At 37.4% G+C, this 25,962-nt stretch carries 21 protein-coding genes; 9 read left to right on the top strand and 12 right to left on the bottom strand.

Annotated elements, in window-relative coordinates; genetic code table 11:
* Nucleotides 1-3 precede the first annotated feature (3 nt).
* The 4 genes from ACNFU2_RS01880 to ACNFU2_RS01865 are packed head-to-tail and all read right to left on the bottom strand — an operon-like array spanning nt 4 to nt 4,669.
* Nucleotides 4-1,569 (bottom strand): ABC transporter permease/substrate-binding protein, encoded by a 1,566-nt coding sequence (locus ACNFU2_RS01880; protein ID WP_306611946.1) that lies wholly within the window; start codon nt 1,567-1,569, stop codon nt 4-6.
* The gene (locus ACNFU2_RS01875) at nt 1,569-2,483 is read right to left on the bottom strand and encodes an ABC transporter ATP-binding protein (RefSeq protein ID WP_273647774.1); all 915 of its coding nucleotides are present in this window, start codon (nt 2,481-2,483) and stop codon (nt 1,569-1,571) included. Before ACNFU2_RS01875 ends, ACNFU2_RS01880 begins: the two co-directional genes overlap by 1 nt.
* 9 nt (nt 2,484-2,492) lie before the next feature.
* Nucleotides 2,493-3,665 carry an ergothioneine biosynthesis protein EgtB gene (gene egtB, locus ACNFU2_RS01870; RefSeq protein WP_273647773.1) on the bottom strand — a complete coding sequence of 391 codons (1,173 nt, stop codon included), beginning with the start codon at nt 3,663-3,665 and terminating at the stop codon, nt 2,493-2,495.
* A 20-nt stretch (nt 3,666-3,685) separates the two neighbouring features.
* A complete protein-coding gene (locus ACNFU2_RS01865) occupies nt 3,686-4,669 on the bottom strand; it encodes an L-histidine N(alpha)-methyltransferase (RefSeq protein ID WP_273647772.1) in 984 nt (327 codons plus the stop codon).
* A gap of 378 nt (nt 4,670-5,047) precedes the next feature.
* Between ACNFU2_RS01865 and ACNFU2_RS01860 the strand changes: the two genes are divergently transcribed.
* The 4 genes from ACNFU2_RS01860 to ACNFU2_RS01845 all read left to right on the top strand — a co-directional run bounded on the left by ACNFU2_RS01860 (nt 5,048) and on the right by ACNFU2_RS01845 (nt 9,712).
* On the top strand, nt 5,048-6,088 hold the full coding sequence (locus tag ACNFU2_RS01860) for a helix-turn-helix domain-containing protein (RefSeq protein WP_418123470.1): 1,041 nt from the start codon (nt 5,048-5,050) through the stop codon (nt 6,086-6,088).
* 212 nt (nt 6,089-6,300) lie between these two features.
* Nucleotides 6,301-6,912: a DUF2306 domain-containing protein gene (locus ACNFU2_RS01855; RefSeq protein ID WP_418123468.1), complete on the top strand. Its 612-nt coding sequence runs from the start codon at nt 6,301-6,303 to the stop codon at nt 6,910-6,912.
* A gap of 155 nt (nt 6,913-7,067) precedes the next feature.
* Nucleotides 7,068-9,071: a sensor histidine kinase gene (locus tag ACNFU2_RS01850; RefSeq protein WP_273647769.1), complete on the top strand. Its 2,004-nt coding sequence runs from the start codon at nt 7,068-7,070 to the stop codon at nt 9,069-9,071.
* An 11-nt stretch (nt 9,072-9,082) separates the two neighbouring features.
* Nucleotides 9,083-9,712: a response regulator gene (locus ACNFU2_RS01845; RefSeq protein ID WP_306611942.1), complete on the top strand. Its 630-nt coding sequence runs from the start codon at nt 9,083-9,085 to the stop codon at nt 9,710-9,712.
* A gap of 81 nt (nt 9,713-9,793) precedes the next feature.
* On the opposite strand, the gene ACNFU2_RS01840 is transcribed toward ACNFU2_RS01845, so the two are convergent.
* Nucleotides 9,794-10,768 (bottom strand): T9SS type A sorting domain-containing protein, encoded by a 975-nt coding sequence (locus tag ACNFU2_RS01840; protein ID WP_306611940.1) that lies wholly within the window; start codon nt 10,766-10,768, stop codon nt 9,794-9,796.
* A 284-nt stretch (nt 10,769-11,052) separates the two neighbouring features.
* Between ACNFU2_RS01840 and ACNFU2_RS01835 the strand changes: the two genes are divergently transcribed.
* Genes ACNFU2_RS01835 through ACNFU2_RS01825 form a run of 3 tightly spaced genes read left to right on the top strand, consistent with a single transcriptional unit; the run spans nt 11,053 to nt 14,584 of the window.
* Nucleotides 11,053-11,835 (top strand): hypothetical protein, encoded by a 783-nt coding sequence (locus ACNFU2_RS01835; protein WP_273647766.1) that lies wholly within the window; start codon nt 11,053-11,055, stop codon nt 11,833-11,835.
* 50 nt (nt 11,836-11,885) lie between these two features.
* On the top strand, nt 11,886-14,210 hold the full coding sequence (locus tag ACNFU2_RS01830; protein ID WP_418123464.1) for a chlorophyllase/cutinase-like alpha/beta fold protein: 2,325 nt from the start codon (nt 11,886-11,888) through the stop codon (nt 14,208-14,210).
* Between the two features lie 29 nt (nt 14,211-14,239).
* Entirely contained in the window at nt 14,240-14,584 is a 345-nt protein-coding gene (locus tag ACNFU2_RS01825; protein WP_172283434.1) for a nuclear transport factor 2 family protein, read from the top strand.
* Between the two features lie 35 nt (nt 14,585-14,619).
* Here ACNFU2_RS01825 and ACNFU2_RS01820 read toward each other — a convergent pair whose 3' ends face one another.
* Nucleotides 14,620-16,203 (bottom strand): Na+/H+ antiporter, encoded by a 1,584-nt coding sequence (locus ACNFU2_RS01820; RefSeq protein ID WP_172283436.1) that lies wholly within the window; start codon nt 16,201-16,203, stop codon nt 14,620-14,622.
* 228 nt (nt 16,204-16,431) lie between these two features.
* Between ACNFU2_RS01820 and ACNFU2_RS01815 the strand changes: the two genes are divergently transcribed.
* Entirely contained in the window at nt 16,432-17,271 is an 840-nt protein-coding gene (locus ACNFU2_RS01815) for an alpha/beta fold hydrolase (protein WP_273647764.1), read from the top strand.
* Between the two features lie 64 nt (nt 17,272-17,335).
* Here the strand turns inward: ACNFU2_RS01815 and ACNFU2_RS01810 are convergent, their stop codons facing one another.
* Both ACNFU2_RS01810 and ACNFU2_RS01805 read right to left on the bottom strand, forming a co-directional pair.
* Nucleotides 17,336-18,220 carry a serine hydrolase gene (locus tag ACNFU2_RS01810; protein ID WP_418123462.1) on the bottom strand — a complete coding sequence of 295 codons (885 nt, stop codon included), beginning with the start codon at nt 18,218-18,220 and terminating at the stop codon, nt 17,336-17,338.
* Nucleotides 18,221-18,361: 141 nt separating this feature from the next.
* A complete protein-coding gene (locus tag ACNFU2_RS01805; protein ID WP_273647762.1) occupies nt 18,362-18,721 on the bottom strand; it encodes a VOC family protein in 360 nt (119 codons plus the stop codon).
* Nucleotides 18,722-19,103: 382 nt separating this feature from the next.
* On the opposite strand from ACNFU2_RS01805, the gene ppk1 reads away from it, so the two are divergent.
* Nucleotides 19,104-21,128, top strand: coding sequence for a polyphosphate kinase 1 (gene ppk1 / locus ACNFU2_RS01800; protein ID WP_273647761.1), 2,025 nt, complete (start codon nt 19,104-19,106; stop codon nt 21,126-21,128).
* 5 nt (nt 21,129-21,133) lie between these two features.
* Here ppk1 and ACNFU2_RS01795 read toward each other — a convergent pair whose 3' ends face one another.
* From ACNFU2_RS01795 to fabD, 4 genes are all read right to left on the bottom strand, one after another.
* Nucleotides 21,134-21,877: a 4'-phosphopantetheinyl transferase family protein gene (locus ACNFU2_RS01795; protein WP_273647760.1), complete on the bottom strand. Its 744-nt coding sequence runs from the start codon at nt 21,875-21,877 to the stop codon at nt 21,134-21,136.
* Between the two features lie 42 nt (nt 21,878-21,919).
* On the bottom strand, nt 21,920-22,573 hold the full coding sequence (locus tag ACNFU2_RS01790; protein ID WP_273647759.1) for an MBL fold metallo-hydrolase: 654 nt from the start codon (nt 22,571-22,573) through the stop codon (nt 21,920-21,922).
* Nucleotides 22,574-22,655: 82 nt separating this feature from the next.
* Nucleotides 22,656-23,627 (bottom strand): acyltransferase domain-containing protein, encoded by a 972-nt coding sequence (locus ACNFU2_RS01785; RefSeq protein WP_273647758.1) that lies wholly within the window; start codon nt 23,625-23,627, stop codon nt 22,656-22,658.
* On the bottom strand, nt 23,628-25,916 hold the full coding sequence (fabD, locus tag ACNFU2_RS01780; RefSeq protein WP_418123458.1) for an ACP S-malonyltransferase: 2,289 nt from the start codon (nt 25,914-25,916) through the stop codon (nt 23,628-23,630).
* Nucleotides 25,917-25,962: the final 46 nt, after the last annotated feature.

Here is a 25,962-nt window from a genome sequence, read left to right as displayed (position 1 = left end):
GAATTAAGGAGTATCTAGATAGTTTTTGAGATCTGAAATATTTTTTATGTTTAATTGCCGGGCCTGTTCCCGTCGCATCATCAGGGCGTAGGAATTATTAAACCCTAAAGGCTGAAGCCATTCTATACCATATTGTTTTTTAAATTCCGCGTTTACATAGTTGTAGGTTTTTTCAGGACTTGGGCTCACCTCTTTTAAAATTGTTTCCGAAGGTTTTAAAAGGACCAAAAGGCCTGTTCCCGTATATTCAGGATAGAAATCAATGGCATCATTAACTAATGCATCGAAACAAATTTTCGTTCCTCCCAAGCCTGTTTTGGTTTCTACTTTATAATCCGTATTGCCTTCAATAAGCATCTTATACATTTCTGTAAGAATATATTGCTCTCCAAAAATTTTGGAGCCGATCCGCACCGTCCCTCCATTCCCTTTTCGGGAATTTTTGAAAAGATCATGCTGCTTCAGGAAGTCCTTTGCAATTTTTTCCGGGGTTTGGTGGAGGTAATCAGACCGATAATTAAGATCCGTCATGACAGAGTCATTGAATTTTCCTGCCAGCAAATTGAGCGTTTCTTGCAGCTGCGGAAACTTTTGTAATGTTTTTGTCTTTATAATGGGTGCGGCAAAATACGGTGGAAATATTTTTTTATCGTCCTCCAGTACATACAGATCATAGGCTTTAATCCTTCCGTCTGTAGAATATCCACTTATGAGATCCAGTTCCTTATCGTAAGCTGCTTTATACATAATGGCATCACTTACAATAAGTGGTTTGGCATTAAGCCCGTATACTGATCTCAAGCCAATATCTCCATCCTGCCTTCCCATAAATTCAGGCGTAAAACCTGCTTTAAGCTTGGTTCCGGAGTAGGAATTAAACACATATACACCTCCAATAATAACCAAAACTATGGGAATAATGAACAGCATCTTACGAAGCCTCCTATAGCCGGATTTCTGTAAAACAGCAATCAGCTGATCCAGGATAATAGCCAGTAACGCAGCCGGGATGGCTCCTGCTAAAATCATATTGGTATTATTAAGGGAGATTCCTCCAAATATAAATTCTCCTAATCCTCCTGCCGCAACAAATGAGGCTAAAGTTGCCACACCTACATTGATTACTGCGGCTGTCCTTATTCCTGCAATGATTACAGGCATTGCCAATGGAAGCTCTACTTTGAACAAGAGCTGTTTTTTGTTCATTCCCATTGCCTGGGCAGCTTCTACAACCGAAGGATCTACTCCCGTAATTCCAGTATAGGTATTCCGTATAATTGGTAGAAGGGCATATATCAGTAATGCTACAATGGCTGGAGTAGCCCCGATGCCAAAGGCAGGAATCATAAATCCAAGTAAAGCTATACTCGGAATGGTTTGCAGTATACCGGCAGTTCCCAGGACAGGGTTGGCAAATAATTTCTTTCTGGCGATGAATATTCCTAACGGAACACCCACAATTATTGCCAGGAGTAATGATACAAAAGTAAGCCCAAGATGCTGTATAATCTGGAGAAGAAGTTTATCCTGCTGTTCGGCAATAAATTGCCAGAGGTTCTGCTGTGTCATTATGCCTGTGCTTTTCTGTAAAGGTTAAATGCCTCGCTCAGTTTTTCGTACTGATCCGAATAGCTTTTATCTGCACTGAGTTTCTGTAAAATATTCCACACATTTTCCTTTCTATCAAATTCTTCCCTCAAACTTTCGTTCTGTTCAAGAAAAGGACTTATATTATCCAGCGTGGCAACTTTATATTCAAGCAAAAGCCTGTTTTCTGCAAAGAAATTTTTCACAAAATCCCCGGCAGGATGATAGAGCATTTCCTTGGGAGTTCCGATCTGGACAATCTTTCCTTCATTCATAAGGCAGATCCTTTGCCCCAGCTCGAAGGCTTCCTGTACATCATGTGTAACAAGAATAATGGTTTTATTTTTAAGTTCCTCTAATGATTTAAATTCAGAATGAATATCCGCTTTAGTAATATTATCTAATGCTCCAAAAGGCTCATCCATTAATAATATTGGGGTATCTGCTATTAAAGCTCTTGCGATCCCGACCCGTTGCTGCTGTCCGCCGCTTAATTCCTGGGGAAAACGGGAAAGCAGTTCTTCCGGCAGGTGAAGCTTTTCCATAAGTTCTTCCGTTCTGCTTCTGATCTTCTTTTTCTCCCATTTGAGCAGCTCGGGAACCACAGCAATATTCCGGCGGATGTTATAATGAGGAAAAAGCCCGGCATGCTGCATAACAAAGCCAATATGCATGCGGAGTTCTTCCGGTTTCTTTTCAAGAATATTTTGTCCGTCAATCCAGATATCACCAGAATCAGCTTCTATCAGACGGTTGATCATTTTCAGGGTTGTGGTTTTTCCACAACCGCTTGTTCCGAGAAGCACCAGAATTTCTTTATCCTGTGCTTCGAAAGAGATATGATCAACGGCAATCCGGTCATCAAATTTTTTGGTGAGTGATTCTACTTTAATCATAGGCAGGACTTATCTCGCTAATCTTATTCCTGTAAACTGCCACTGAAGACTTGCATGAAAGAAATTCCTGTATGTATTTCTGCTATGCCCTTTCGGTGTAGCTTCGGAAGCCCCTCTTAAAACCATTTGATTGACCATAAACTTTCCGTTATACTCGCCTACGGCACCCGCTTCTTTTTTAAATCCGGGATATGGTAAATAAGCACTTCCCGTCCATTCCCACCTTTCTCCCCACTGAAAATGTACGGAAGCAACCTCCCACTCCGCTTCGGTTGGAAGACGCATTCCTTTCCATGCTGCAAAAGCTGAAGCTTCATAGAAATTGATGTGACAAACCGCTTCGTCAGGATCTACTTCCTGTAAACCGTCTAAGGTATAATACATCCATTTTTCATCGATCCAATGCCAATATAGCGGTGATTTCACCTCATTTTGTTTCACCCAGTCCCAACCCTCTGCATGCCAATGTCTGAAATCCCTATATCCGTTGTCATTTATAAATTCCAGATATTCGCCATTGGTAACCAGACGGTCACTTATTTCAAAATTGTTGAGGTATACTTTATGTCTTCCCAGTTCGTTATCAAAGCAAAAGCCATTACCATTAAAACCAATTTCATACACCCCTTCACTTAATCTGATCATTTCACCGGTCAGAACTATTTCCTTGCTCTCTTCCTTATCTTTCCGGTACGCCGGGAAAAGAGGATTGTGACCTAAAATATATTTGATGTCCGTAAGCAACAACTCCTGGTGTTGTTGTTCATGATTGAGTCCCAGCTCCAAAAGCGGCTCAATGGAAGGGTTCATAAATTCACTCTGAAGAAAAGCAGTCATCTGGCGGTCCACATATTCCCTGTAGCGATACACATCTGCCACTGAAGGGCGGCTCAAATTACCCCGGTCTGTACGGATGACTCTTGCTCCTATGGTTTCGTAATAGCTGTTGAATACAAAATTATATTGAGGATCAAAAACAGTGTACCCCGGAAAATTCGGAACGAGAATAAAGGTTTCAAAAAACCATGTGGTATGTCCTAAATGCCATTTTGGCGGGCTTACATCCACGATAGGCTGTACGACAAAATCTTCAGTCTCAAGAGGAGCACAAATAGCCAACGAATGGCTGCGAATATTCCTGTAAGTCGTTACGGCATCAATAATCTTAGGATTTGCTATCATCTTTTTAGATTTTTTATTATTTATTTAAACTTCCAGACGGAGTCAATAAACCATTTCTTCGAGTCTTTAATTTCTCCGTCAATCTCAAAGCCCGTTTTCTTTGCCAATTCTTTTATATCGGCCTCAGAAAATTTCTGTGAAACCTCCATATCTATCAGTTCATTTTCCTTAAATATAATCTCCGTATGATCTATATTTACCACCTGATCGGCCAGACTCACGAGATAACTCCTGCATGCTCCGCTTACAGGATCATACGTCTGATAATGCTGAAATTGCTCAATATTAAAATCAGCATTAAGTTCCTTATTGATACGCGTAAGAAGATTAAGGTTAAAAGCTGCTGTTATACCGGTGGCGTCGTTATAGGCATTTAAGATGGTGTGAGGATTTTTTTTAAGATCAAACCCTATCAGAATCCTGTCTCCGGGATTCAAGTGATCTTTCAATCCTATACAAAATGCATTAGCCTCTTCGAGTTCCATATTACCGATGTTCCCTCCCAAAAACAAAATGACTTTTCTTCTTGAGGAAAGCGAGGCCGCTTTATTGAGCATTTGAAAATATTCTCCCTCGAGCTGGGTAACTTTTAAATCAGGTATCTCCTTTTTTAATTTCTGATCCAGGACAGATAAAATATTACCTGAAATATCAATGGGCATATAAGTAAAATCCAACCCCTTATCTATCATATATTTAAGAAGATAGGTCGATTTCATAGCATCACCTGCCCCCAGTTCGATCAGATCGAAAGGAGTATTGTCAAAACCTATCAGATTAGCGATATCGGCTGTTTTATTTTGAAATATATCAAGCTCACATTGGGTAAGATAGTATTCAGGCATTGCCATTATCTTCTGGAAAAGCCGGTCTCCTACTTCATCATAAAAATATTTTGAAGATAATCTTTTGGGATTGCTATCCAGTCCTTTTTTTACATCGAGGAAAAAATTTCCGGTCTTATTGTGATTGTTTTTTATTTGTGAATTGGTGTTTGAGTTCATTTTACGTTTTCATTATAGTTCGGTAAGCACTACAAATTACCGTCCTCCTCATTACTCTTCATAAAAGTAGTTGCTTGGCGCATTCAATATAATTAAATGTACACTTAAATTTTGATTTAGCTATTCTATTTTCCATCTTTTTAATAAAATTATGAAAATTTAAAAGTCAAAATTCATATTAAAAAGTTCTTATTAATAGCAGGTTATTCACTCCCAACCCTGAAAAATGTCCGTTAAATAAAATATACCTCAGAAATATGATTTTAATATTTTATTTTTGGTCATTACTCGGTTTGGTATTGTAACATGTTCTATTTATCAGGAATCTTTATTGCTTATTTTTCTTCTTTTCTCATTTTAGGTAAGAAAAGGAAAATGATGGCAGATTACCTTTTGGCATTATGGTTCTTTATCATTGGGATTCATTTGACATTATTTTATTTAAATTTTTCCGAAAACAATATTACTACTCCCTATTTATTGGGATTAGAGATTCCTCTTCCTTTGATACATGGACCTATGCTTTATGTATATGTCCTTACGCTTACTCAGCAAAACAATCGCAGATATCTGAGGATTCTGCATTTCATTCCTCCTTTGGTCGTGTATCTTATTTTGTGGGATTTCTATTTACTTTCGACAAAAGATAAGATTTTAATTTATCATAATGGCGGAATGAGGTATCAAAACATAAGAGAAAATATCAATATACTTATTTATATTTCCGGAATTACATATATCATACTTAGTATCAGATCATTAAAAAAATACAAAGACAGTATTGCAAAACAGTATTCTAACATTGAAAGGATCAACTTGAACTGGGTATATTACCTTATTTTTGGAATCGCTGTAATCTGGATCTTAGTTATCCTTAAAGATGACAGAATCACATTTACCTCAGTTGTAATTTTTATATTACTGGCGGCTTATTTCGGAATTACCAAAGCAGGAATTTTAAATTTACCAGAGCCAAAAATAAAAGATACTGAAAAAGATGATACCACACCGCCTAATGAAAATCAACAGATTAAATATCAGAAATCGATTTTAAACGAAGCCTCAATCCAGGAAATCTACACCAGGCTGACTTCCAAAATGCAATCTGAACAACTTTTCAAAGATCCCGAAATAAACCTGGCTACACTGGCCGGCAGTATCGAAGTACATCCCAATACTCTTTCTCAGGTTATCAATACCATTGAAGACAAAAACTTCTACGATTACATCAATATACAAAGGATTGAAGAATTTAAAAGAATCGCTATCCTTCCGGAAAATCAAAAATTCACTATTCTTTCACTGGCATTTGAATGTGGGTTTAATTCCAAAACTGCTTTTAACCGCAATTTTAAAAAATATATGAATTGTTCCCCGAGAGACTTTTTAAAGGAGCAGAATCTTGAGATTGGAGGTTAGAGGTTAGAGGTTAGAGGTTAGAGGTTAGAGGTTAGAAAGAAAATAATTATTCGACTTCCACAAAACAATCCGCTCAATCAGTTATTTTATGTGTATGAAATTAGTTCCACCTTACATTCTGGGGCATTTATTTTTTTAACAATCCGCACTTTTGCTAAAAAAACAACATTTAACACCCTATTGTTAAGCCATTTAACTCAAGCTCTTTTACTATGAAAATATTTTTGTTCGTTATCCTGGTTATTTTTGCATTATTAATCGGACTATATCCTTTAATTTATCTTTTTGTTGATCACAAACATACTTTTTTACAAACCAAGCTTCCTGAAGTTGTTCATGATACAGTCTGGAGAGCTCTTTTCTTTAGCCATATAATCTTCGGGGGTATCTCTCTTTTTATTGGATGGAGACAGTTTGGGGCAACATTTAGGAATAAGCATAAAGTTTTACACAGAATAATAGGTAAAACATATATATTCTCAGTAATTATCAGCTCAGTATCGGGTATATATATTGGCTTCTTTGCTAATGGAGGAATTATTTCTTCATTAGGTTTTATAAGCCTGGGAATGATTTGGTTTTCTACAACCGTTGCCGCATTTTTAAAGATAAAAAGAGGTGATGTTTTACAGCATCAGAAACTGATGACCTATAGCTATGCCTGTACTTTTGCAGCAGTAACACTAAGACTGTGGATGCCTTTATTAAAAATAGCTATAGGGACACCAAATATATCCTACCTTATTGTTGCCTGGCTATGCTGGGTTCCAAATCTCTTAGTAGCATATTATATTAATAAAACTCACTCATTGCAGAATCAATAATGTTTTGAAAAGATGTCTCATGAAGGCTTGAGTTGTTTAACCAGATAAAAATCCACGAACTGCACTTAAGTATCTACCATTTAAATGGTGATAAATGTATATTTGTATAAGTAAGAATTTTATTTTTGCTGCACCAAAGATCACAATTTATACGTATGAAAAGAAAATTACTCCTGTTACTGGTATCTTTCACTTTCAGTTTTTCTTATTCTCAAAGGTTTTACACCCTTGATGATGATGGTCCTTATATCGACAGCCTTACTCATGTTATACAGACAACCAAGTCAGACAGCATACGAGGAATAAACAGTTTTAAGCTGGCCGATCTATTCAGAAGAAGTAAAAAGAACGAGCTATCTGACAGATATCTCCTTACTGCCAATAAGATAGCACTCAAATATCCTTTCTTAAAAGCTGCGGCTATTTATTATAATGCGGCAGGATTAGTAAGCAAGGGAGATTTTGACAATTATGGTAAGCAGCTCAACCTTGCTCTTACTGAGCTCAGGAAATATAAAACCAAGGACTCATATTCATTACAGGCTTTTATCCTGAAAAACATATCTCTTATCAAAGTTTTACAGAACAATGAGCTGGAAGGGATGAAAATTCTCATCAATGAAGCCATCCCTACGGGTAAAAAAGGAAACGATCTGGAAACTCTGAGTATTCTTTACAAATCCGTTGCAACCATTTTCATGAACTATGATGAAAGGATTAAGGCAGACAGCTACCTGAAAACCGCTAAGGAATATATTGAACAGGCCTCCAGATCTACATATACTTACCAGGAAACAAAGGCCGACATCTATATTATAGATGCTGAAAACAAAAGCCGCCTTCATATGTTGGCGGAGGCTAAAAAATCTCTTGATATCGCATACAATATCATTAGAAAATATCCGGATTCTAATCTCAACGGTAGCTATTATACAGCTGAGGGCTTTTATTTTTACAGACTCGGACAGTTTAATAATGCTTTAAAAAGTTATGATAAAGGGATTGTAAACAGTACCCTCCATCATGATATCCTTTTAACCAATCGACTGAAGTTTTCCAAATATGAACCCCTGAAAGCTCTGAACCGGCTCGAAGATGCTAAAAACCTGCTGCTGGATCTTATAGGAAGCACGACCCATTTTGCCCTTGACCAGAGAAACTATACCAAGGAACTGGCGCAGACCTTTGAAAGTCTGGGGGATACCAAAAATGCTTATAAATACCTGTCCAGATACAATACGATCAATGACAGCCTCAACCTGAGTGAGTATCAGGAAAAAATAGCAGCTCTTGAAGCCAAGTTTAACCGGGCGGAAAATGAGAAGAAGATCAGCCAGCTTGAAGCTCAACGCGAACGTGATCGTTTGGTTGCACAGAACAATAAACTTTACTATGGTTTGCTGGTTGCGGTTTCGGTTATTCTGTTATTACTTGTTATCTTCCTTTGGATCAATTCAAAAAATCAGAAGAAAATAGCCACCCAACAGTCCCTTAATTATGTACAAAACCTGGAAAGCTTAAAAAATCAGAAGGAAATAGAAGTCATGCAGGCGGTGATCAGAGGAGAAGAAGATGAACGTAAGAGAATAGCCCGGGACCTCCATGACGGCGTGGGAAGTATGCTATCTTCCCTTAGAACCAGATTTTTAAAGATAAGCAGTTCTTCGGGACCTGCATCGAAGGATGAAATTGAAAATATGAATGGAATCCTGAACAATTCAATTACTGAATTACGGCAGATTTCTTTTAACCTTATTCCGGAAACGCTTCTCAAATTAGGTCTGGAACATGCATTAAATGACCTCTGCCATATGTTGGAAACCGATGACATCCGTATTTATTTCCAGGCCAATCAGATCCGGTCTGATATTCCGGAAAATATTCAGATTATGATTTACAGAATTATTCAGGAATTACTGAACAATGCTTTGAAACATTCATCCTGTACAGAAATCCTGGTGGACTGCAGCCAGAATCAATCCCGTTTTTTCATTACGGTAGAAGATAATGGTAAAGGTTTCGATACCAGTCAAATCAAGAACTTTACAGGGCAGGGATTGAAAAATCTAAAAAGCAGAGTGGAACTTTTTAATGGAAAAATAGACATCCAATCTTCTGCAAATCATCCTACTACTTTTAATATTGAATTATCCATTTAACTGCACCCATCATGACAAAACCCTACAAAACAATTATTGTTGATGACCATCCTATTATCGCTGAGGGACTGCAAATGCTTTTTTCGAAATCAGATGATGTGGAAATTGTCCGGAGCTTTAATACCGGTGAAGCGCTCCTCAATTATGAGCATCTTGGTAAAGCAGATGTTGTTCTGCTGGATGTATTTCTTCCGGACATCAATGGCATCGATCTGTGCCTGAAAATAAAAAAAAACCATCCTAAAATCATCGTATTGGCAATGAGCAGCCAGTCCGAAAGAAGCATTATTTTACAAATGATCAAAAACGGAGCACATGGATATTTGCTAAAAAATGCGTCACTCGAAGAATTCAAATCCTGCATTAATAAGGCTGTATCCGGAGAAATGGCTTTTAGCTCAGAAATTGAAACAATTGTTGAAAAGACCAGTATTTATGATCTTAAATCGGTTCCCAGGTTAACCCAAAGGGAGAAAGAAATTCTAAAGCTGGTATCGGAAGGTAAATCGACACAGGAGATCTCGGATATCCTTTTCTTAAGCTATCTTACAGTACAAACTCACCGGAGAAATTTATTGAACAAATGTGAGGTCCGTAATGTGGTTGAACTTTTAAAATTTGCAAAAGAAAACGGACTTTGACAAAAGGAAATGATCTCCACATAAAATAAAAAGTACTATCCAAAGCGGATAGTACCTTTCCATCATAAAAAATGAAAAAAATTACTGTTTACTGATTTTTTTCGAAATAATTTTCCCACTTTTTAATTCTCCGTGAACCACATATATTCCATTAGGCAGCTCTGAAACATCGATCATTCCGGAATTCTGTGTTTTCTGAACAACTTTACCATCTAGGCTGATAATACTGATATTCTTAATGTCATCTTTAGATTTTATTGTGATGAATTTTGATGTCGGATTAGGATAAATCACAATCTCATCTTTTTTGTTATCCATATCTATCGTAGATAATGTAGACGACGGTGAAAAATATGCCAATGAAGGCTGGGTCGTGGTTTGTCCGTTAGTTGTAAATGTATTAAATGCAATTACCAGAACTGGTCCGTTGGATTCAGTGACCCATTGATACGATTCATTATGATAGTCCTGAGATACTCCGCCGCTGGTTTGGGTTGCCGTTCTTACTCTCTTAATCCTCAAAGCATTCTGAAAAGTTCCGTTAGGTGTTATCACAGTGCCATATCCGTCTACTTTAAAGTTTTCCTGTCCGTTCTCTACCGTACCAGGAATATTGATCTGATAAGTATCTGTAAATTCCTGAAGGTAATTAACAGGAAATTTGTAATTGATCAAGGGATCAGTATAGGTCATCATTACATCTCCCGGTGTACTGTAATTACCAATAGTTGTGGCTTCCGTATCACTATTGAGAAGATAATCGTAAGTACTTCCTCCTACCAATTCGCTTATTCTGTTGGCCGTTGGAAATTTAGAACAATTAGCATGCCCCGGACACGGATATAGTTTAGTACTGATTACGGGTGTGCCTACATAAGATGAGAAATCCCAGGTTTGTCCGGCTCCGGAAGGTCCCGGATTCAAAGATGCCGAAACATTGGCATGATAAACATCAGTGGTAATGTTAATTTTATCAAGTGCCGCTCTCGTCACTGTGGGTTGTGCCGCAATGCTCAACCCTGTTAAAAATAAAAAAGTACAGATTAATTTTTTCATTTTGTTATTGTTTGGTGTTAAAATATATACTGTTAAATCCATGAAATGAATTCCAGATCCAGCGAAAATATGGTTACAAGCTATTACCCTTCCTTTCATCAATTATAAAAGCAAATTTACCTGCATAAAGAGGCCCCTCCAATACCTGCCGGAGCGTATTTTTTTCTACCTGACAGCAGGTATATACTAAATAAATTGATTAATTTCACCTACTTAAAAAAAATAATAGTACACAAGTTCGAATTCACATCATTATAATTAGGAAGGAGATAAAAAAAGTTAATATGAAAAAAGCAGGAATAATCGGTTGTGGCTGGCTGGGATCAAGGATTGCAACAAAATTGTCCGAAACCTTTGAGGTCTATACAACAATAACAAGTCCGGACAAGGCTAAGCACTTGGAAAAACAAGGATTTCATCCTTACCTTGTCAATTTTCCCGATTATCTGCTGACTGAAAAAATGGATCAATGGCAGATTATCAATGAACTGGATGTCCTGATCATTACTATTCCCATTTCGGGAAAAAGCTGCTGTGCAAGTTCTTTATACAACAGGATCCAGAATCTTTTTTCATTTATAGAAGATTATGACGGACAGATTTTTCTTATGAGTACAACAGGGGTATATCCTGATCTCAGTAAAGAATTTATCGAGGAAGATGTATCTCCTGATCAGATTTCCGGAGAAAGAATGATCAGAACCAGATATCCCCAAACTAATATTTTAAGGTTGGCTGGTCTCATGGGAGATGATCGTTTTCTAAGCAAATATAATGTCTCAAATCTCAATTTTTTTGTCAATCATATTCACTACAACGACATTTGTTCGGTTATTGAGAAAATGATTGAAAAGCAATGTTCTTCCAGAATCTATAATGTGGTTGCCCCACTTCATCCCACCAAATCAGAAGTCATCAGTATTCAGAAAAACATATTGAACACAGATACCACAAAACCGGAAGGAAAGAAAATCTCTTCAGCCAGACTGATCGCTGAACTGAATTTCGAATTTGAATATGCTGATCCCAAGTACTTCCACCCTCCTTTTTCAGCAGTTGATTTGTAGCTTCTAGAGTAGACTTCCATTTTATAAAAACAAACACCAAGCAATATATTATGAACGAAAAAACTTCACTATGGAAAAAAATAACAGGTTGGTTTCAACGTTTAGAAAACTCGATTGCTCCAAGCCGTCAGACATTAAAAGCAAGCGGGTATGGCATTCTTTTGAGTTCCTGTATTTTTTTCATTCTGGTATCCGCGGATAAATTCCTTCCTGCCATAGGATGGGGAAATTTCATTTTATTTCTGCTGATTTCACTTCTGGTAAGTTACCTTATTGGCGGATTAATAGGCTGGTTGGCCGGCTTAATAGGCAGAACACCTTCTAATTTCAGACATGCAATCGGTTTTACCCTGTTTTTTTTCTTCTATCTTATTTTAATTACATCTACATTTCGCTGGGTATTGATTGTATTTCTTGTTCTTTTTCCTTCTCTTACCTTTGGAGCTTTGTTCTATTGGAGATCCAAATCTAAAACAAGCTGGTCATTGCGTCAGAAAATACTTACCGCAACTTCACTTTTTATTGGAATTCTTGGAATCGTGATTGGCGGTTATATTTATTTGGATTCGGGGAATACTCCTTCAGCAGTTAAAAATTATAAAATGTCCGGGAAACTTCCCCTCCCGATCAATGCTCCTGACCCTTCCCTTCCGGGAAAATACAAAGTAGCTTTCCTTACTTACGGATCGGGAAAAGACAAACACCGTACGATCTATGGCCGGGATGTAAATATTAAAACAGCTTCTGTAGACGGCTCCATACTTCTTAACTCATGGGATGGAATGTCCGGTAAACTCCGTACACGCTATTTTGGATTTGATAAAACGCAACTTCCCCTGAATGCAATGGTTTGGTATCCTGAAAATCTCAATGGAAAGGCTCCTTTGGTATTGATCGTTCATGGCAATCATCTGGCCCAGGACTGGTCTGAAAAAGGATATGATTATCTGGGTAAGCTTCTGGCAAGCAAAGGATATATTGTAGCATCCGTTGATGAAAATTTCCTGAATACAAGTTTTACGGATATCGACCAAAAAGGATTCAAAGACGAAAACGGAGCAAGAGGCTGGCTGATGCTTAAACATCTGCAGCTTTGGAGAAAATGGAATCAGGATCCTCGTAATCCGTTTTTTAACAGGATCAATATGGATCAGATTGCGCTCATAGGACATTCCAGAGGTGGGGAAGCCATGTCGCACGCTGCGCTGTTCAATAAGCTGCCTTATTTTCCTGACAATGCCAATGAAAGATTCGATTTTAATTTTAATATAAAAGCTTACATAGCTATTGCACCGGTGGACGGACAGTATCAGCCGGCATCTATTTTAGCACCCCTGGAAGACATCAATTATTTTGTCATCCAGGGAGTTCATGATATGGACATGCAGTCTTACGGCGGACTTGCCACATATAAACGGATTCAGTATTCACGGCATTATAAGGGACTCAAAGCTGGATTGTATGTTCATCAGGCAAACCACGGACAGTTCAATACTTCATGGGGAAGCTATGATTCCAGCAGTCCGTATATTAATCAGTTCAATATGAAAAACCTGATGCCTGAAAAGGAACAACAACAGATCGCAAAAGTATACATATCCGCTTTTTTAGATGTTAACCTGAAAGGAGAAAACGTCTACAAACCTCTTTTTACAGATTATCGGTATGGACGAAAATGGCTTCCGAACCATATTTATTTCAATCAGTTTGAGGATAGTGAAACGACATTTGTTGCCCGTTATGAAGAAGATCTCAACCTATCTACTGCCACTTTAAAAGGCGTACAGATCACGGGTGAAAACCTTAGCTTATGGCGGGAAGCCCAGCAGAAGCTGATCTGGAACAGTCAAATTTCAAGAGCTGCTTATATCGGGTGGAATCACAGTGAAAACGGTAATAAACCAGGAAAATATACTTTTACTTTCCCTGACAGCCTCCGCCAGGATTTAAAGGGAAAAGCATTGGCATTTAATCTTGCAGAGAGCGATGAATCTTCGGTAGCAGCCCGGAAAGGAAAAAAAGAAACTAAAAAGGAGGAGTCCGTAAAAAAAGATCTGCAAAAAAAGGCCATCGATTTCAGTATTGAGCTGACGGATCAAAACGGAAAAAAAGCACATTTCCTTTTGAGTGACTGTGCACCTTTACAACCTCAACTGAAAAAGAACTTAACCAAATTCAGTTTTTTCAATGATAATCCTGATGCAGAATCTATTCCAGACTATTTTTATTTTGACCTTGATACCGTCAGAAAAAAGTATCCGGAACTGGATCTGGATAAGCTGAAATCGATCTCATTGATCTTTGATAAAACTCCGGAAGGTGTAGTTATTCTGGATGACATCAGCTTTGTTAAACTTCCTACTTCTACCCATTAATCTATTGACCCTAAAAAACTAAATATTCTATGGACATTAAAAATTTTGCCAACCTTTGGATCAACTCCTGGAATTCTCATAATTTGGAAGACATCCTGAGCCATTATGCAGATGATATCGAGATCACTACTCCGATGATCAAAACATTCACATCAGGTGAAGATACCCTTAAAGGAAAAGAAGCTGTTAGAGAATATTGGGGGCGTGCTCTTGAGAAGGTACCCGATTTGCATTTTGAACTGTATGATGTCACTTACGGTATCAATTCCGTTGCATTGTATTACCAATCCATTATGAACAAAAAAGCAATTGAGGTGATGTTCTTTAATGATGAGGGCAAGGTGAAAAGGATGCATGCATTTTATACTGATTAATAAAAAATAAACGGGCCAAAGCCCGTTTTATTGATTTATAAAAGTCTGATTCTCTCTTCTTCCAGATCGATCTGATATATTTGCCAATTGATGTATTCTTCATGCAATTCAGGATCTTTGTTAAGTCCCGATAAGAACTTACGCTGATTTTCCAGCAATTCGAGGTAATTCTGTTTGGTCCGTTCGGTCATTCTCAAATGTTCCGGCTGGCTTATTTTATATTCCCACTGGTCAATCATCTTTTGTAAATGAGGATCTTCATACTCCCCCATTTTTTGTTTTTCTTTTAACAAACGTATTGTTTCTACCACAAGATGGTTTTTTACTTTCATTTTTGCTTCATCCTCCGGTAATTCCCTGCCGTAATCAAACAATTTTGAGCGTTCAATGATAAGAGGAAGAGTAAGCCCCTGGATAAGAAGTGTAAAAAGTATCACTGTAAAGGTGACGAACAATATCAGATTTCTATGTGGAAAAGCTTCTCCGGTCGGTAAGGTCAACGGAATAGATAAAGCAGCGGCTAATGACACCACACCCCGCATTCCTGTCCAACCTAATAACAGCGGTAAGCCAAGTATTCTCCGGCGGCTTAAACCTCTTCCGGGAGCAACACTGGGCCTGAACATAACAGTTGCAATCAGTGCGGCATAAGAAGAGATCATCCGGGTAGCAATTAAAATTACCGTAACAAGGGCTCCATAAAAAATTGCTGTTCTTAAAGGAATCCCATCTGCCCTAAGCCCCTTCACAATTTCCGGAAGAGCTAATCCGATGATCATAAATACGATACCATTTAAAATAAAGATCAGCGCTTCCCAAAAACTGAGCCCTTTGATCCTGCTGGCACTACTGAGAAAAGTAAGCCTCCGGGTGGATAAAAACAATCCACCGGCGACTACGGCCAGCACACCTGAACTATGTGCCTGTTCAGCCACCCAATACAGCAGATAGGATTCCACCAGTGTAAACACAATATCTGAAGGTGCATCCGTAGGCAGTCTTTTATGAGCCTGGATAAAGAGCCATCCTCCTAAAAGTCCGATTCCTATTCCTCCTATAACCATCCAGAAGAAATCCGTAATCGCCGTCTGGAAAATAAATTGTCCCGTTCCTATAGCTACTAAAGCAAAGCGGACAATAATAAGCGATGAGGCATCGTTCAGTAAGCTTTCACCTTCCAGAACTGCGGAGGTGGATTTTGGAATTCTCACAAACTTCATAATTGCTCCCGTACTAACCGCGTCGGGAGGCGATACAATTCCTCCTAACAGAAAACCTAATGCAAGGGTAAAACCCGGAATAAAATAATTAGATATCAATGCAACTGTGAGCGCGGAAAAAAATACAACCAGAAACGCAAAACTTCCAATGATCCGCCACCACTTTTTCATTTCTTTAAATGAAATACTCCATGCAGCTTCAAAGAGAATAGGCGGCAGGAAAATAAAGAATATAAGGTCCGGATCAATCTGTATGCCTGGCAGCCCGGGAATAAAACTGATCAGCAGCCCGGCAACAACAAGAAGTATGGGATATGCAATTCTCAGTTTTTCAGCCAACATTTCGATCAATACAATTGCTATAATCAAGGCTAACATGAAAGGTAATAGTTCGTGCATATTCGTTACTCGTTGTTTGAAATAATTATTTGAAATGATACGGATTTTAAAAATAGTATTTTCGGAGATTACTTTCAATAAAAATTATGTATAACACTTAAAATCAAGGCAATTCTTCTCTTATTAAAAAAATTATGGCTTACATTTATTAAAAATTTTTATTCACTATTTTATCAAAAACCTCTTAATAATGAGAAATCATTATTTATTCAAACTACATAACCAAATATGATGAAAACAGTAGAAATCAAAACCAATGAAGGGTATCCTGTTTCTGCCCATATTTACGAAGTTCCTGACAGTAAAAATATTCTGATCATATCATCAGCTACCGGAGTAAAACAATCTTATTATAAAAAGTTTGCACAATTCCTTTCTGATCATGGAGTTTCAGTCATTACTTTTGACTACCTTGGTATAGGAGAATCTCTTAAAAAGCCTATTCAAAAACTGAATAATGGTGCTTCAGACTGGGGAAAAACCGATTTGCATGCTGTAACAGAATACACTAAAAAGAATTATCCGGACCAGAATATCATTTTATTGGGGCACAGTATCGGAGGTCAGCTTATCGGGTTATCATCATCTTCTACAGAGGCTGGTAAAATTATTCTTGTCGCAGCCCAGAGCGGATACTGGAAATTCTGGAAAGGGTTTCAAAAATATAAGTTATGGACTTATTGGAAAGCGATGTTTCCTCTACTGATCAGCTTTTTTAATTACCTTCCTTCCAAAAGAATCAGCGGTATGGAAAATTTACCTAAAAATGTTGCTAAACAATGGGGAAAATGGTGTTTGTCACCTAATTATCTTTTTGATCATATTCCGAAGCAGGATCTATTTTTCAAAAACATCACAACCCCTTTAATTTCTGTTAGCATTGAAGATGATCATTTTGCCCCCAGAAAAGCCGTTGACTGGCTCAGTAAAAAATATGAAAGGGCAGATCTGACCAGAATTCATCTGGTTCCAAAAGATTTTAATACTGATACTATCGGGCATTTTGGCATTTTCCGTGAACAATTCAAAGACAATATATGGCCGTTATTTTTACGGGAAATAATTTAAGAAAAGTACAGTGTTAAAGTCCGTCCATAAACATACAAATCAGACACATAAAGTACATGAGCATTTATTTGTTCAACTTACTATACACTAAGTCCGTTATTTTTGCTATTACATCATCATTGGTCTTATTGTCTTCATGGGAGTCGGATATAAATACGGCAATACTGAAAGATTTACCATCTTGAAGATTTACAATTCCAATATCATTACATGCCCGGAGCACACCATTGTCCCTGCCTGATGTTCCTGATTTATGAAATGATTTTGTTTTATTTTGTATCAATCCCTGTATTCTGGTATTTGTTACCGAATGTTCCATTCCGTTTTTTAGCAGATCAAAACTTTCGTGAGATAATATTTTCTTCTTTTCAACCTGATAAAGGATTTTTGTAGCAAAACCAGGGGTAATCCTATTTGATTCAAAGTCTTTTAAAGGACTGGTATAATCATACATAATACTGAAATCTCCCGGATTTCCCATGCGAATTTCATGGATAAAAGTATTGAGGCCGCCAAAGCTTCCGGGAACATGATTCGCAAGCTTATCGAATATATTATTATCACTACGTTTAAGCATAAAAGAGACGGACTGTTTAAGAGACATTGTTGTTCCCTGGGGAATACTATCTCTCAGAGGGCTATAGGTATCTGGTCTTAAATCTTCTTTAGAAAATACAATCTGTTGATTCAGATTCATCTTTCCCTGATCTACAAGATGTAAAATATAAAGACCTAAAAAGTATTTTGATACACTGTATAGCCTGTATTTCTTATCATTATTAATCTTAACTAATTCATTTCCTTCATTATTTCTGACAGAAACTCCTATGTCCATTTTTTTGCCATCTATCAATTTATTGATGTCATTTGTTAAATTTGTTTCCACAGAAGTACTCCTGCACGACGTCATAAAAATGACCAGCAAAAAATACATAAACCCTTTTTTCATCTGAATGTGTTTGTTTTATTATTGTTTTTCTATTTTAAATTTTTAGTTTTTCCTGATTCCATTCAACCTATTATCTAAAACATTCGTATAAGATTTACAAAATCAAAATCTTAAAATCCTCTACCTTAATCAAACCAAAAACTATTCATAATAATGCCCCACCTCTATCATCAGGTTTTCATAGCTGAAATAAAAACCAAAGCTATCCCTTATTTTGCGGGGTTCCTGTTCTCCTACGATACCTCCCGTTTTTAAACGTTGGTATATATCATTAACCTGTTCTATGGTGTCCAGCATAAATCCTATGTGAAAGGCTTCGGGGTAAGCAGGAGTTCCTTCTCGGTTTTTCATCAATACCAGTGTAAAATTACCTTCTCCCTTTAATACACTAACGATATAATCTCCTTTTACATCTACACATTTAAAACCGAAATAGGTCTGAAAGAATTTTGTTGTCTTTTCAACATTGGCAACAACTAAATTGATATGATTAAGCTTCATCTTCTTTTTGTTAAAAAGTGAATTTAGCTATTATTTTTTAATTTAAAATATAGATTCAATAGATTATTTAATAATCAAGCGCTAACGATTACGCTTTTTCTCTATTGCTTATCCCTGTATTTGTACATGTTCAGCCTCATTTCATGTCTATTTTGATCAGGAATCAATATTTAAGATCACCTATATTTTGCTTTATCACAATAACCGGGTCTTATCTAATTTCCAGTATTAATATTTCGCAAACTAACCATGAATTATGGTTTTGATATTAAAAATTGTATTAATTTCACATTCAATATCGCTTAATGAAATTTTGAAAGAGGATTTTCTAAATGAAATTTGAATTCCATCCTTATCTATATTTGACTTCAACAATTATAAAATGTCTAAAAAATATATATTTCCATCCGAATTGTCCTGGTTATCTTTTAATGACTGTGTTTTACAGGAAGCGGCTGATAAAACCAATCCTCTGTATGAAAGAATAAAATTCCTTGCCATTCATTCTTCCAATCTTGATGAATTTTACCGGGTAAAGATCAGCGATCTGCATTCTATTCCTGAAAAAAGCAGTTTGTTTGAGAAGGTTAGTAAGGAAATTAACCGCCAGCAGAATACATTCGGCTCGATATGGAAAAAGCAGATTATCCCGGAACTTCACGAAAATAAGATCATCTATTACGAAAATCAGTCTTTGCTCCCCCTGCATACAGAGGAGATCGACAGTCACTTTAAAACAACCATCCTTTCTTATATCCAAATTGTTTATTTGTCAGAAGACGAAAATCAGGAGTATTTTTTAAATAACAGGCAGCTTTACTTATTGATCCGGCTAAAAAATACAAATGGCGAAATCACCTATTGTTACATCAATATACCAGCTGATAAGCTGAACCGGTATAAATTACTGAGCCCTGTAAAAGGAAAAAATTACATCATATCCATAGACACAATAATTAAAAAATGTCTGCATTATATATTCCCTGACCAGAAAACCTCTACAGCATTTGCTATTAAACTTAACCGGGATGAAAATTACCTGATTGAGGACGAAGCTAGCGGAAATCTGGTTTCCAAGATCAAAAAGAAACTGCAGGAAAGAAAATCGGGTTCATCTACAAGATTCCTGTATGATTTTAATATGCCCGAAGAAATGAGAAAGCTATGTAAAAATGCATTCCATCTGAAGGACTACGAAATGATTGAAGGTGGTACTCATCATAATTTTTTTGATCTGTTTAAGTTTCCTAATCCCAATTTTCCGGATCTTCAGAACGAAAATTTCCCACCGCTGAAATATTTCCCGTTTGAGACCAAGAAATCAATATTTGAAGTCATTGGTGAAGAAAACCAGCTGCTCCATTTCCCATATCAATCTTATCATTATGTCCTACAGTTTTTTAACGAGGCTGCTATTCATAAAGATGTAACGGAAATAAAAGTAACCCTGTACCGCATATCTTCACAGTCCCTCATTGCTAATGCTCTGATCAGCGCTGCAAAAAATGGAAAAAAAGTAACTGTTTTTGTTGAGGTAAAAGCCAGATTCGACGAAAACAACAACCTCTTCTGGGCCAACGAGATGCAAAGGGCCGGAATCAGGATCATTTACAGTATGCCTAATCTTAAAGTACATGCCAAGGTGGCTCTATTAACCTTAAAAAATGCAGGAAAGACAAAGAATTATGCTTACCTATCAACAGGAAATTTCAATGAAAATACAGCAGAAACATACACCGATTTTGGCTTTTTCACCTCTCAAAAAGAATATACGGATGATCTGAAGCAGGTATTCAGGTTTTTTAAAACCAAAGAAAAAAATTACCCTATTTCTAATTTATGGGTCGCAGGATTTAATCTTAAAGAAAATATCTTACAGCATATTGATATTGAAATACAAAATGTTGAGAATGGCAAGAAAGGAGCAGTATTCATGAAGATCAACGGTCTTAATGACAAGGAAATCATCAGTAAACTAATTGAAGCCAATAATGCAAAAGTTGAAATTACCCTTATTGTGAGGGGGATCTGCACTCTGCTGCCGGGAATTAAAGGTTATACGGAAAACATCAAGATTTACAGGATTGTAGACCGTTATCTTGAACACTCCCGTATCTATCGATTTCACAATGATGGAGCAGAAAAAATTTACCTTTCTTCGGCAGATATGCTTAGCAGGAATCTCAACCGCAGAATAGAAGTTGCCTTTCCTATAAAGGATAAAAAAATCATGCAGGAGATTAACGCTATTATCAATATGGAGCTGAATGACCATACCAAAAAGAGGATCATTAACAGTAAAGGCCAGAGTATTTCCGAAGACCAGGCCGGGCAACCGGATAGCTCATCTCAACAGGCTACTTATCTTTGGTACAAAAAGAAAGAGAAAAAGTCAAAGAAAAAATAACTGTTCTACAAACACAATCGTGAAATCACTGCTGTATCCAAACTACTTTTTTTAGGTAATACAATGGACCATGCATGTCCTTTTGACACCCAGGATATGGATTGATATTGAGGAAAATTGATAAAGCTGCAAACGATAACATTTCCTTTATGCTCAATATCCTCAATTTCATATAAATGAAAAGGAGTCATAAGACCGGTTTTCAGGACTTTGGACAGGGCTTCTTTTATCGTCCATAAAACAGTAAGACTTTTGTTTTCATCACCATCAATATCCAAAAGCTTATCTTTCTCATGAGGAGTAATAACTCCTTTAATGGTATCTGACTGCTCTGCACTAACAGCTTCTACGTCTACCCCCATCGGATGTCCTTCCGGAAATACCACAGCTATCCCCATTTCTGTAGTATGAGAAATACTTAATTGGATATTTCCCGCTCCGGATAAATGAAGAACGGGCTGCTGGAATATTCCGGAAACTATTTTTGTATCTGGTAAAACAACTTCATTCATAAATGCACTTAATGCAGTTTTGGCAGCGTATCTACCCAGCAAATAACTGTGCTGAACTTTAGGTAACTTTAATGTACCAAAAAAGTCCAGTTCTTCCTGATGCAAAAAAGAATGTCGTATTTCTTTCAAGTGAGCCAGCGAGTGCTGAGTTACTGCAATAGCAGCAGGATACAAACCATCTGCTCTCTGTAAAGCTAATTTTTCAACTGCACTATTATTTTGTATGGATACATTCATAGCAATAAGTTCATCGTCAATAAACGCATAAAATTAGCATTATTATTTGAAAGAAAAAGGGTCTGGCTGATTCTTCCGCATCCTGAAATCTGTAAAAGCATCTCTTCTGTTCAAAAGGAAATAGATGTTGTTCTGCAGTAGAAAACTTAGTTCTTTTCCCGGCTGTTCACCAAACGAATGTCCCGGCCAGATTAAGGCCTGCTGGGGTAAATATTGTTTTATAAACTGTACGGAATCATAAAGGGAATTGATTCCACTATTGTCACAGATGCCCACTCCTTCAATAAAAATAGTATCTCCTGTAAAACAATGCTTATCAATGAGATAGCAAACACTTCCTTTCGTATGTCCCGGAGTCAGTAAGGCCGTTACACTAAACTGACCTACCATGACATCCTGCAAATGCTGGATAGCGATGAGATTAGGGCATGTAAATTCATATTGTCTGATTTCAATGGCTGACATATATACCGGTACCCCATAATATACTGCAAAAATGGAGGCCAGATCTGTATGATCGTAATGAGAGTGAGTCAATAAAACCCCTCTCAATGTAATATGGTTGTCTTTCAAAAAACTGCTGATCAACTCATAGTCCCATGCCGGATCGATCAATATTCCGGAATGGTTATCATGAATGAGGTAACATTGATTTTTAATACCTTGACCAGATACGAGGAAAACTTCTACTTTCATCTGTTTATATTTATTTTTTTAAGATCAGATGGAATGCCCATCATCACTTCCCAGGGTGTCAAAAAATTTTTGACATGGGTGTTCATACTACTGTATCTTTTATTTTTTGCTGTAATTTTTCCAGCTGCTCAATTTCTCTTCTGTAAGGGCTCATAATGGTTAGTACCTCAGAAGAAGTTTCAGGTTGCAGATTGTATTTAACAAATGCAGCACTGGTTCCCGAAGGTCCCATGTCTATATACAGACAGGGACCTTTGGCTTCCAGAAGATCAATTATTTTTGTAAAATTAGAATACTGACTTATCGCCTGCCAGAAATAATCAGCTGTCAGCTCATTGATTTCTTTCGCTTCAAAACCCGATATAAATCCTTTGGATGGAGCTTTAAAAGCACTGGCTGAACTGCTGTACTGATCGAAATCTGCTTTTGCAGTTTTCATTAATGGAGAATGAAAAGGAACATTGACAGGAAGCCGAAAAGTACTCATTCCTTCTTCAGACAATTTACTTTCAAATACTTCTAAGTGAGACGTTTTACCTGATAAAGTAAAATGTCCTTTAAAATTATCTGATGCAAGAAATAGCTGATGTTGTTTATAGAGACTTCTCAATTTTATTTCTTCGGCAAAAACTACCAGCATACCACCTTCAATATCAGCACGGCAGATGGATTTAGCCTGTTCTATTGCAGCTTCAACAGCACTGGCAGCATCCCATACTCCATTAGCAACACCTGCCGCAAATTCACCCAAACTGTTACCCGATATAAAATCCGGTTTAATTCCCATTTCCAATAGAACTTCATACAAAGCAATCTCAACAGCAACAATTGCAGGATGGGTGATCAACAACTCATCGAACGATTCTTCTGTGTTGGTATACAGTTCATCAATCAATGAGTAGTTGAGCTGCTTTTGTACCATTTGATCCAGTCTTTCAAGACAGCTTTTAAATTTCGGGTGCTGTTCGTACAATTCCCGTCCCATCCCGCGATAATGGCTTCCTTGTCCGGAAAATAAGAATACAATATGTTTTTTAAACTCGTTTTCTGTCATCTAATTATTTACCATTAATGCTGTGTTTTCTAATAATTTTGCTGCTCCTACCATAATATTGACTCCAATCTCGTCAACATGGCGTTTTTTCCAGCTTTCCATCGGAGTACCTTTGACCCACTGATTAAATGCTCCAAGTGCAGAACCTGTATGGATCTGGAAATTGGCTTTATTCTCAATATTTCCTTCAAAAGCCAGTCTATTGGTATACCCAAAATACCAACGGAAGACCAAAGCCATTTTATTTTTAGGATTCTGTTCCGCTTTGGTAATCTCTGCCTCAGCTCCCACATTTCTACAATATTCGCGTACTTCGTTCCATATTTCACTAATGTTTTTTTCAAAATACGTTTTTTCCAATTGTGTTAAGGTCTTTTCAGGGATCTCGTCTAAACTGTTGTACTGATTGTATAATGCGTATAGTTTATTTGCCCTTGCAGCAAACAACACTCCCCTTCTAAGCACTTGTACTTTAGCACCAATTTCAAACATATCTCCTGCCGGCGCATAATCGGTATCCTGTACATTGATGTCCTGTAAAAGGTCTTTTACAGCATCGCTGGTTCCTGCTTCTACCGTACATTGATTCACAGAGCCTGTTACTATAAAGTCGGCTCCCATGATGTACGCACATGTTGCTGCCTGAGGGGTACCTATTCCTCCTGCCAATCCAACTCGTATTCCTTTATCATAAGCATATTCCGCCATAATATCTGCTCTTAAACGTTGGATAGACGGTAACAAAACCATAGCAATTCCACGATCGGTATGCCCACCTGAATCTGCTTCCACACAAATATCATAACTCATCGGTACCTTTTTGGAAAGTGCTGCCTGTTCGGGAGTGATCAACTCTTCTTCCAGAAGATGTCTCACAATTTTTTCAGGGGCGGGACGCATAAACACTTCTGCAACCTCTGGTCTGGAAACTTTGGCAATAATGTTATGCTTACATATTACTTCACCGTTTGGTCCTTTCTGTAAACCTTTTAATCTGTAATACACCAAAGCAGGCATCATCTGCATATAGGCCGAAGCTTCAATATTCGTTACTCCATAAAGAAGTAAAAGCTCGATAGCTTTCATTTCAGAAGCCGGATCATTTAAATTATGCAGGAAGTTAACGCCATACGGTTCTCCATGGGTCAGTTCTTCCTGAATTTTAATAATATTCTTTTCTATTTCTGTCAATGGCATTCCTCCTGTTCCCAAAAATCCCATGAATCCGTTTTTTCCCAAGCGTACTACTAATTGAGGTGAAGCAATTCCTCGGTACATAGATCCTGCAACGTATGCGTATTTAAGACCATAATCTTTACGGAATTCATGGCTTCCCAAGCGGGTGGAAAGGCATTCTTTTTTTGAAGCTTCCCCATTTACCTTACCATTCACTGATCCGTTAACATGAGGTTTTGCTGTTTCGATTACAATTTCCTCTTCATGGATCAATGGCGTACAGTTTTCTGTAATTTCATTGACCATTTTAGTTAAAATAACACTTCCTGTTTCTTCATATTCGGTAACTCCCTTCCCCATTAAAGTCCGGATGGTATCTGTCCACTGTACAGAGCTTTCAATCTGCTGAGCCAAAAGCTCAATGATCTGTCCATCAGGATAAGGTTTTGCTGTAACATTTGCAATCACAGGAGTCTTTAAGGCTGAAAAACTAAAGTTTTGAAGATAATCTTTAAATTCTGTAGCCGCAGGTTTCATATATCTTGAATGGAAAGGAGCGCTTACAAAAAGAGGAAATATTTTAATCTTACGTTCTTCAAATTCCTGCACGATCCTGTCAATGGAATCCTGAGGTCCCGCTATTACAATCTGAGTCGGAGTATTGATATTGGCGATATCTATATCGCTGTATCCTCCTTCTGCTAAAAGTTTTTGTACGGCATCCACTTTAAGTCCCAATACCGCTGCCATTCCACCTCCGGATGCCGCAGCCATCAAAGCTCCTCTTTTCTGAACCAGCTTTAATCCGGTTTCAAAGCTGAATGCTTCTGCTGCTAACAGGGCATTATATTCTCCCAGACTGTGTCCAATGAAAAAGTCGGGTTTACTTCCTGATGAGTTGGCATAATGTGTAAATGCATTTACCGTATATAATGCAGGTTGTGTGAATTGTGTTTTCCCCAACTGACGTTCAGGATCTTTGATGCATAATTCTTCAAGGTCGTACCCTAATATTTCTGATGCTAAAATTGTTTCTTTTCTGAACTGATTGAACAGGTCTTTTCCCATTCCTTTGTATTGGGATCCCTGCCCCGGAAACATTACTGCTTTCATATGCTAATATTTATTGTTTTTATGGTCATATGGAACACCCATAATC

This window comes from Chryseobacterium sp. PTM-20240506 (genome assembly GCF_048296755.1).
In the GTDB taxonomy this organism is placed as follows: Bacteria; Bacteroidota; Bacteroidia; order Flavobacteriales; family Weeksellaceae; genus Chryseobacterium; species Chryseobacterium proteolyticum.
The sequence above is the reverse complement of the archived record's forward strand: the minus strand, read 5'-3'. Positions and strand labels throughout refer to the sequence as shown.

Coding starts and splice junctions, on each gene's coding strand:
- ACNFU2_RS01880 (WP_306611946.1), bottom strand. CDS start 1,569: ATGACACAGCAGAACCTCTGGCAATTTATTGCCGAACAGCAGGATAAA.
- ACNFU2_RS01875 (WP_273647774.1), bottom strand. CDS start 2,483: ATGATTAAAGTAGAATCACTCACCAAAAAATTTGATGACCGGATTGCC.
- egtB (WP_273647773.1), bottom strand. CDS start 3,665: ATGATAGCAAATCCTAAGATTATTGATGCCGTAACGACTTACAGGAAT.
- ACNFU2_RS01865 (WP_273647772.1), bottom strand. CDS start 4,669: ATGAACTCAAACACCAATTCACAAATAAAAAACAATCACAATAAGACC.
- ACNFU2_RS01860 (WP_418123470.1), top strand. CDS start 5,048: ATGGCAGATTACCTTTTGGCATTATGGTTCTTTATCATTGGGATTCAT.
- ACNFU2_RS01855 (WP_418123468.1), top strand. CDS start 6,301: ATGAAAATATTTTTGTTCGTTATCCTGGTTATTTTTGCATTATTAATC.
- ACNFU2_RS01850 (WP_273647769.1), top strand. CDS start 7,068: ATGAAAAGAAAATTACTCCTGTTACTGGTATCTTTCACTTTCAGTTTT.
- ACNFU2_RS01845 (WP_306611942.1), top strand. CDS start 9,083: ATGACAAAACCCTACAAAACAATTATTGTTGATGACCATCCTATTATC.
- ACNFU2_RS01840 (WP_306611940.1), bottom strand. CDS start 10,768: ATGAAAAAATTAATCTGTACTTTTTTATTTTTAACAGGGTTGAGCATT.
- ACNFU2_RS01835 (WP_273647766.1), top strand. CDS start 11,053: ATGAAAAAAGCAGGAATAATCGGTTGTGGCTGGCTGGGATCAAGGATT.
- ACNFU2_RS01830 (WP_418123464.1), top strand. CDS start 11,886: ATGAACGAAAAAACTTCACTATGGAAAAAAATAACAGGTTGGTTTCAA.
- ACNFU2_RS01825 (WP_172283434.1), top strand. CDS start 14,240: ATGGACATTAAAAATTTTGCCAACCTTTGGATCAACTCCTGGAATTCT.
- ACNFU2_RS01820 (WP_172283436.1), bottom strand. CDS start 16,203: ATGCACGAACTATTACCTTTCATGTTAGCCTTGATTATAGCAATTGTA.
- ACNFU2_RS01815 (WP_273647764.1), top strand. CDS start 16,432: ATGATGAAAACAGTAGAAATCAAAACCAATGAAGGGTATCCTGTTTCT.
- ACNFU2_RS01810 (WP_418123462.1), bottom strand. CDS start 18,220: ATGAAAAAAGGGTTTATGTATTTTTTGCTGGTCATTTTTATGACGTCG.
- ACNFU2_RS01805 (WP_273647762.1), bottom strand. CDS start 18,721: ATGAAGCTTAATCATATCAATTTAGTTGTTGCCAATGTTGAAAAGACA.
- ppk1 (WP_273647761.1), top strand. CDS start 19,104: ATGTCTAAAAAATATATATTTCCATCCGAATTGTCCTGGTTATCTTTT.
- ACNFU2_RS01795 (WP_273647760.1), bottom strand. CDS start 21,877: ATGAATGTATCCATACAAAATAATAGTGCAGTTGAAAAATTAGCTTTA.
- ACNFU2_RS01790 (WP_273647759.1), bottom strand. CDS start 22,573: ATGAAAGTAGAAGTTTTCCTCGTATCTGGTCAAGGTATTAAAAATCAA.
- ACNFU2_RS01785 (WP_273647758.1), bottom strand. CDS start 23,627: ATGACAGAAAACGAGTTTAAAAAACATATTGTATTCTTATTTTCCGGA.
- fabD (WP_418123458.1), bottom strand. CDS start 25,916: ATGAAAGCAGTAATGTTTCCGGGGCAGGGATCCCAATACAAAGGAATG.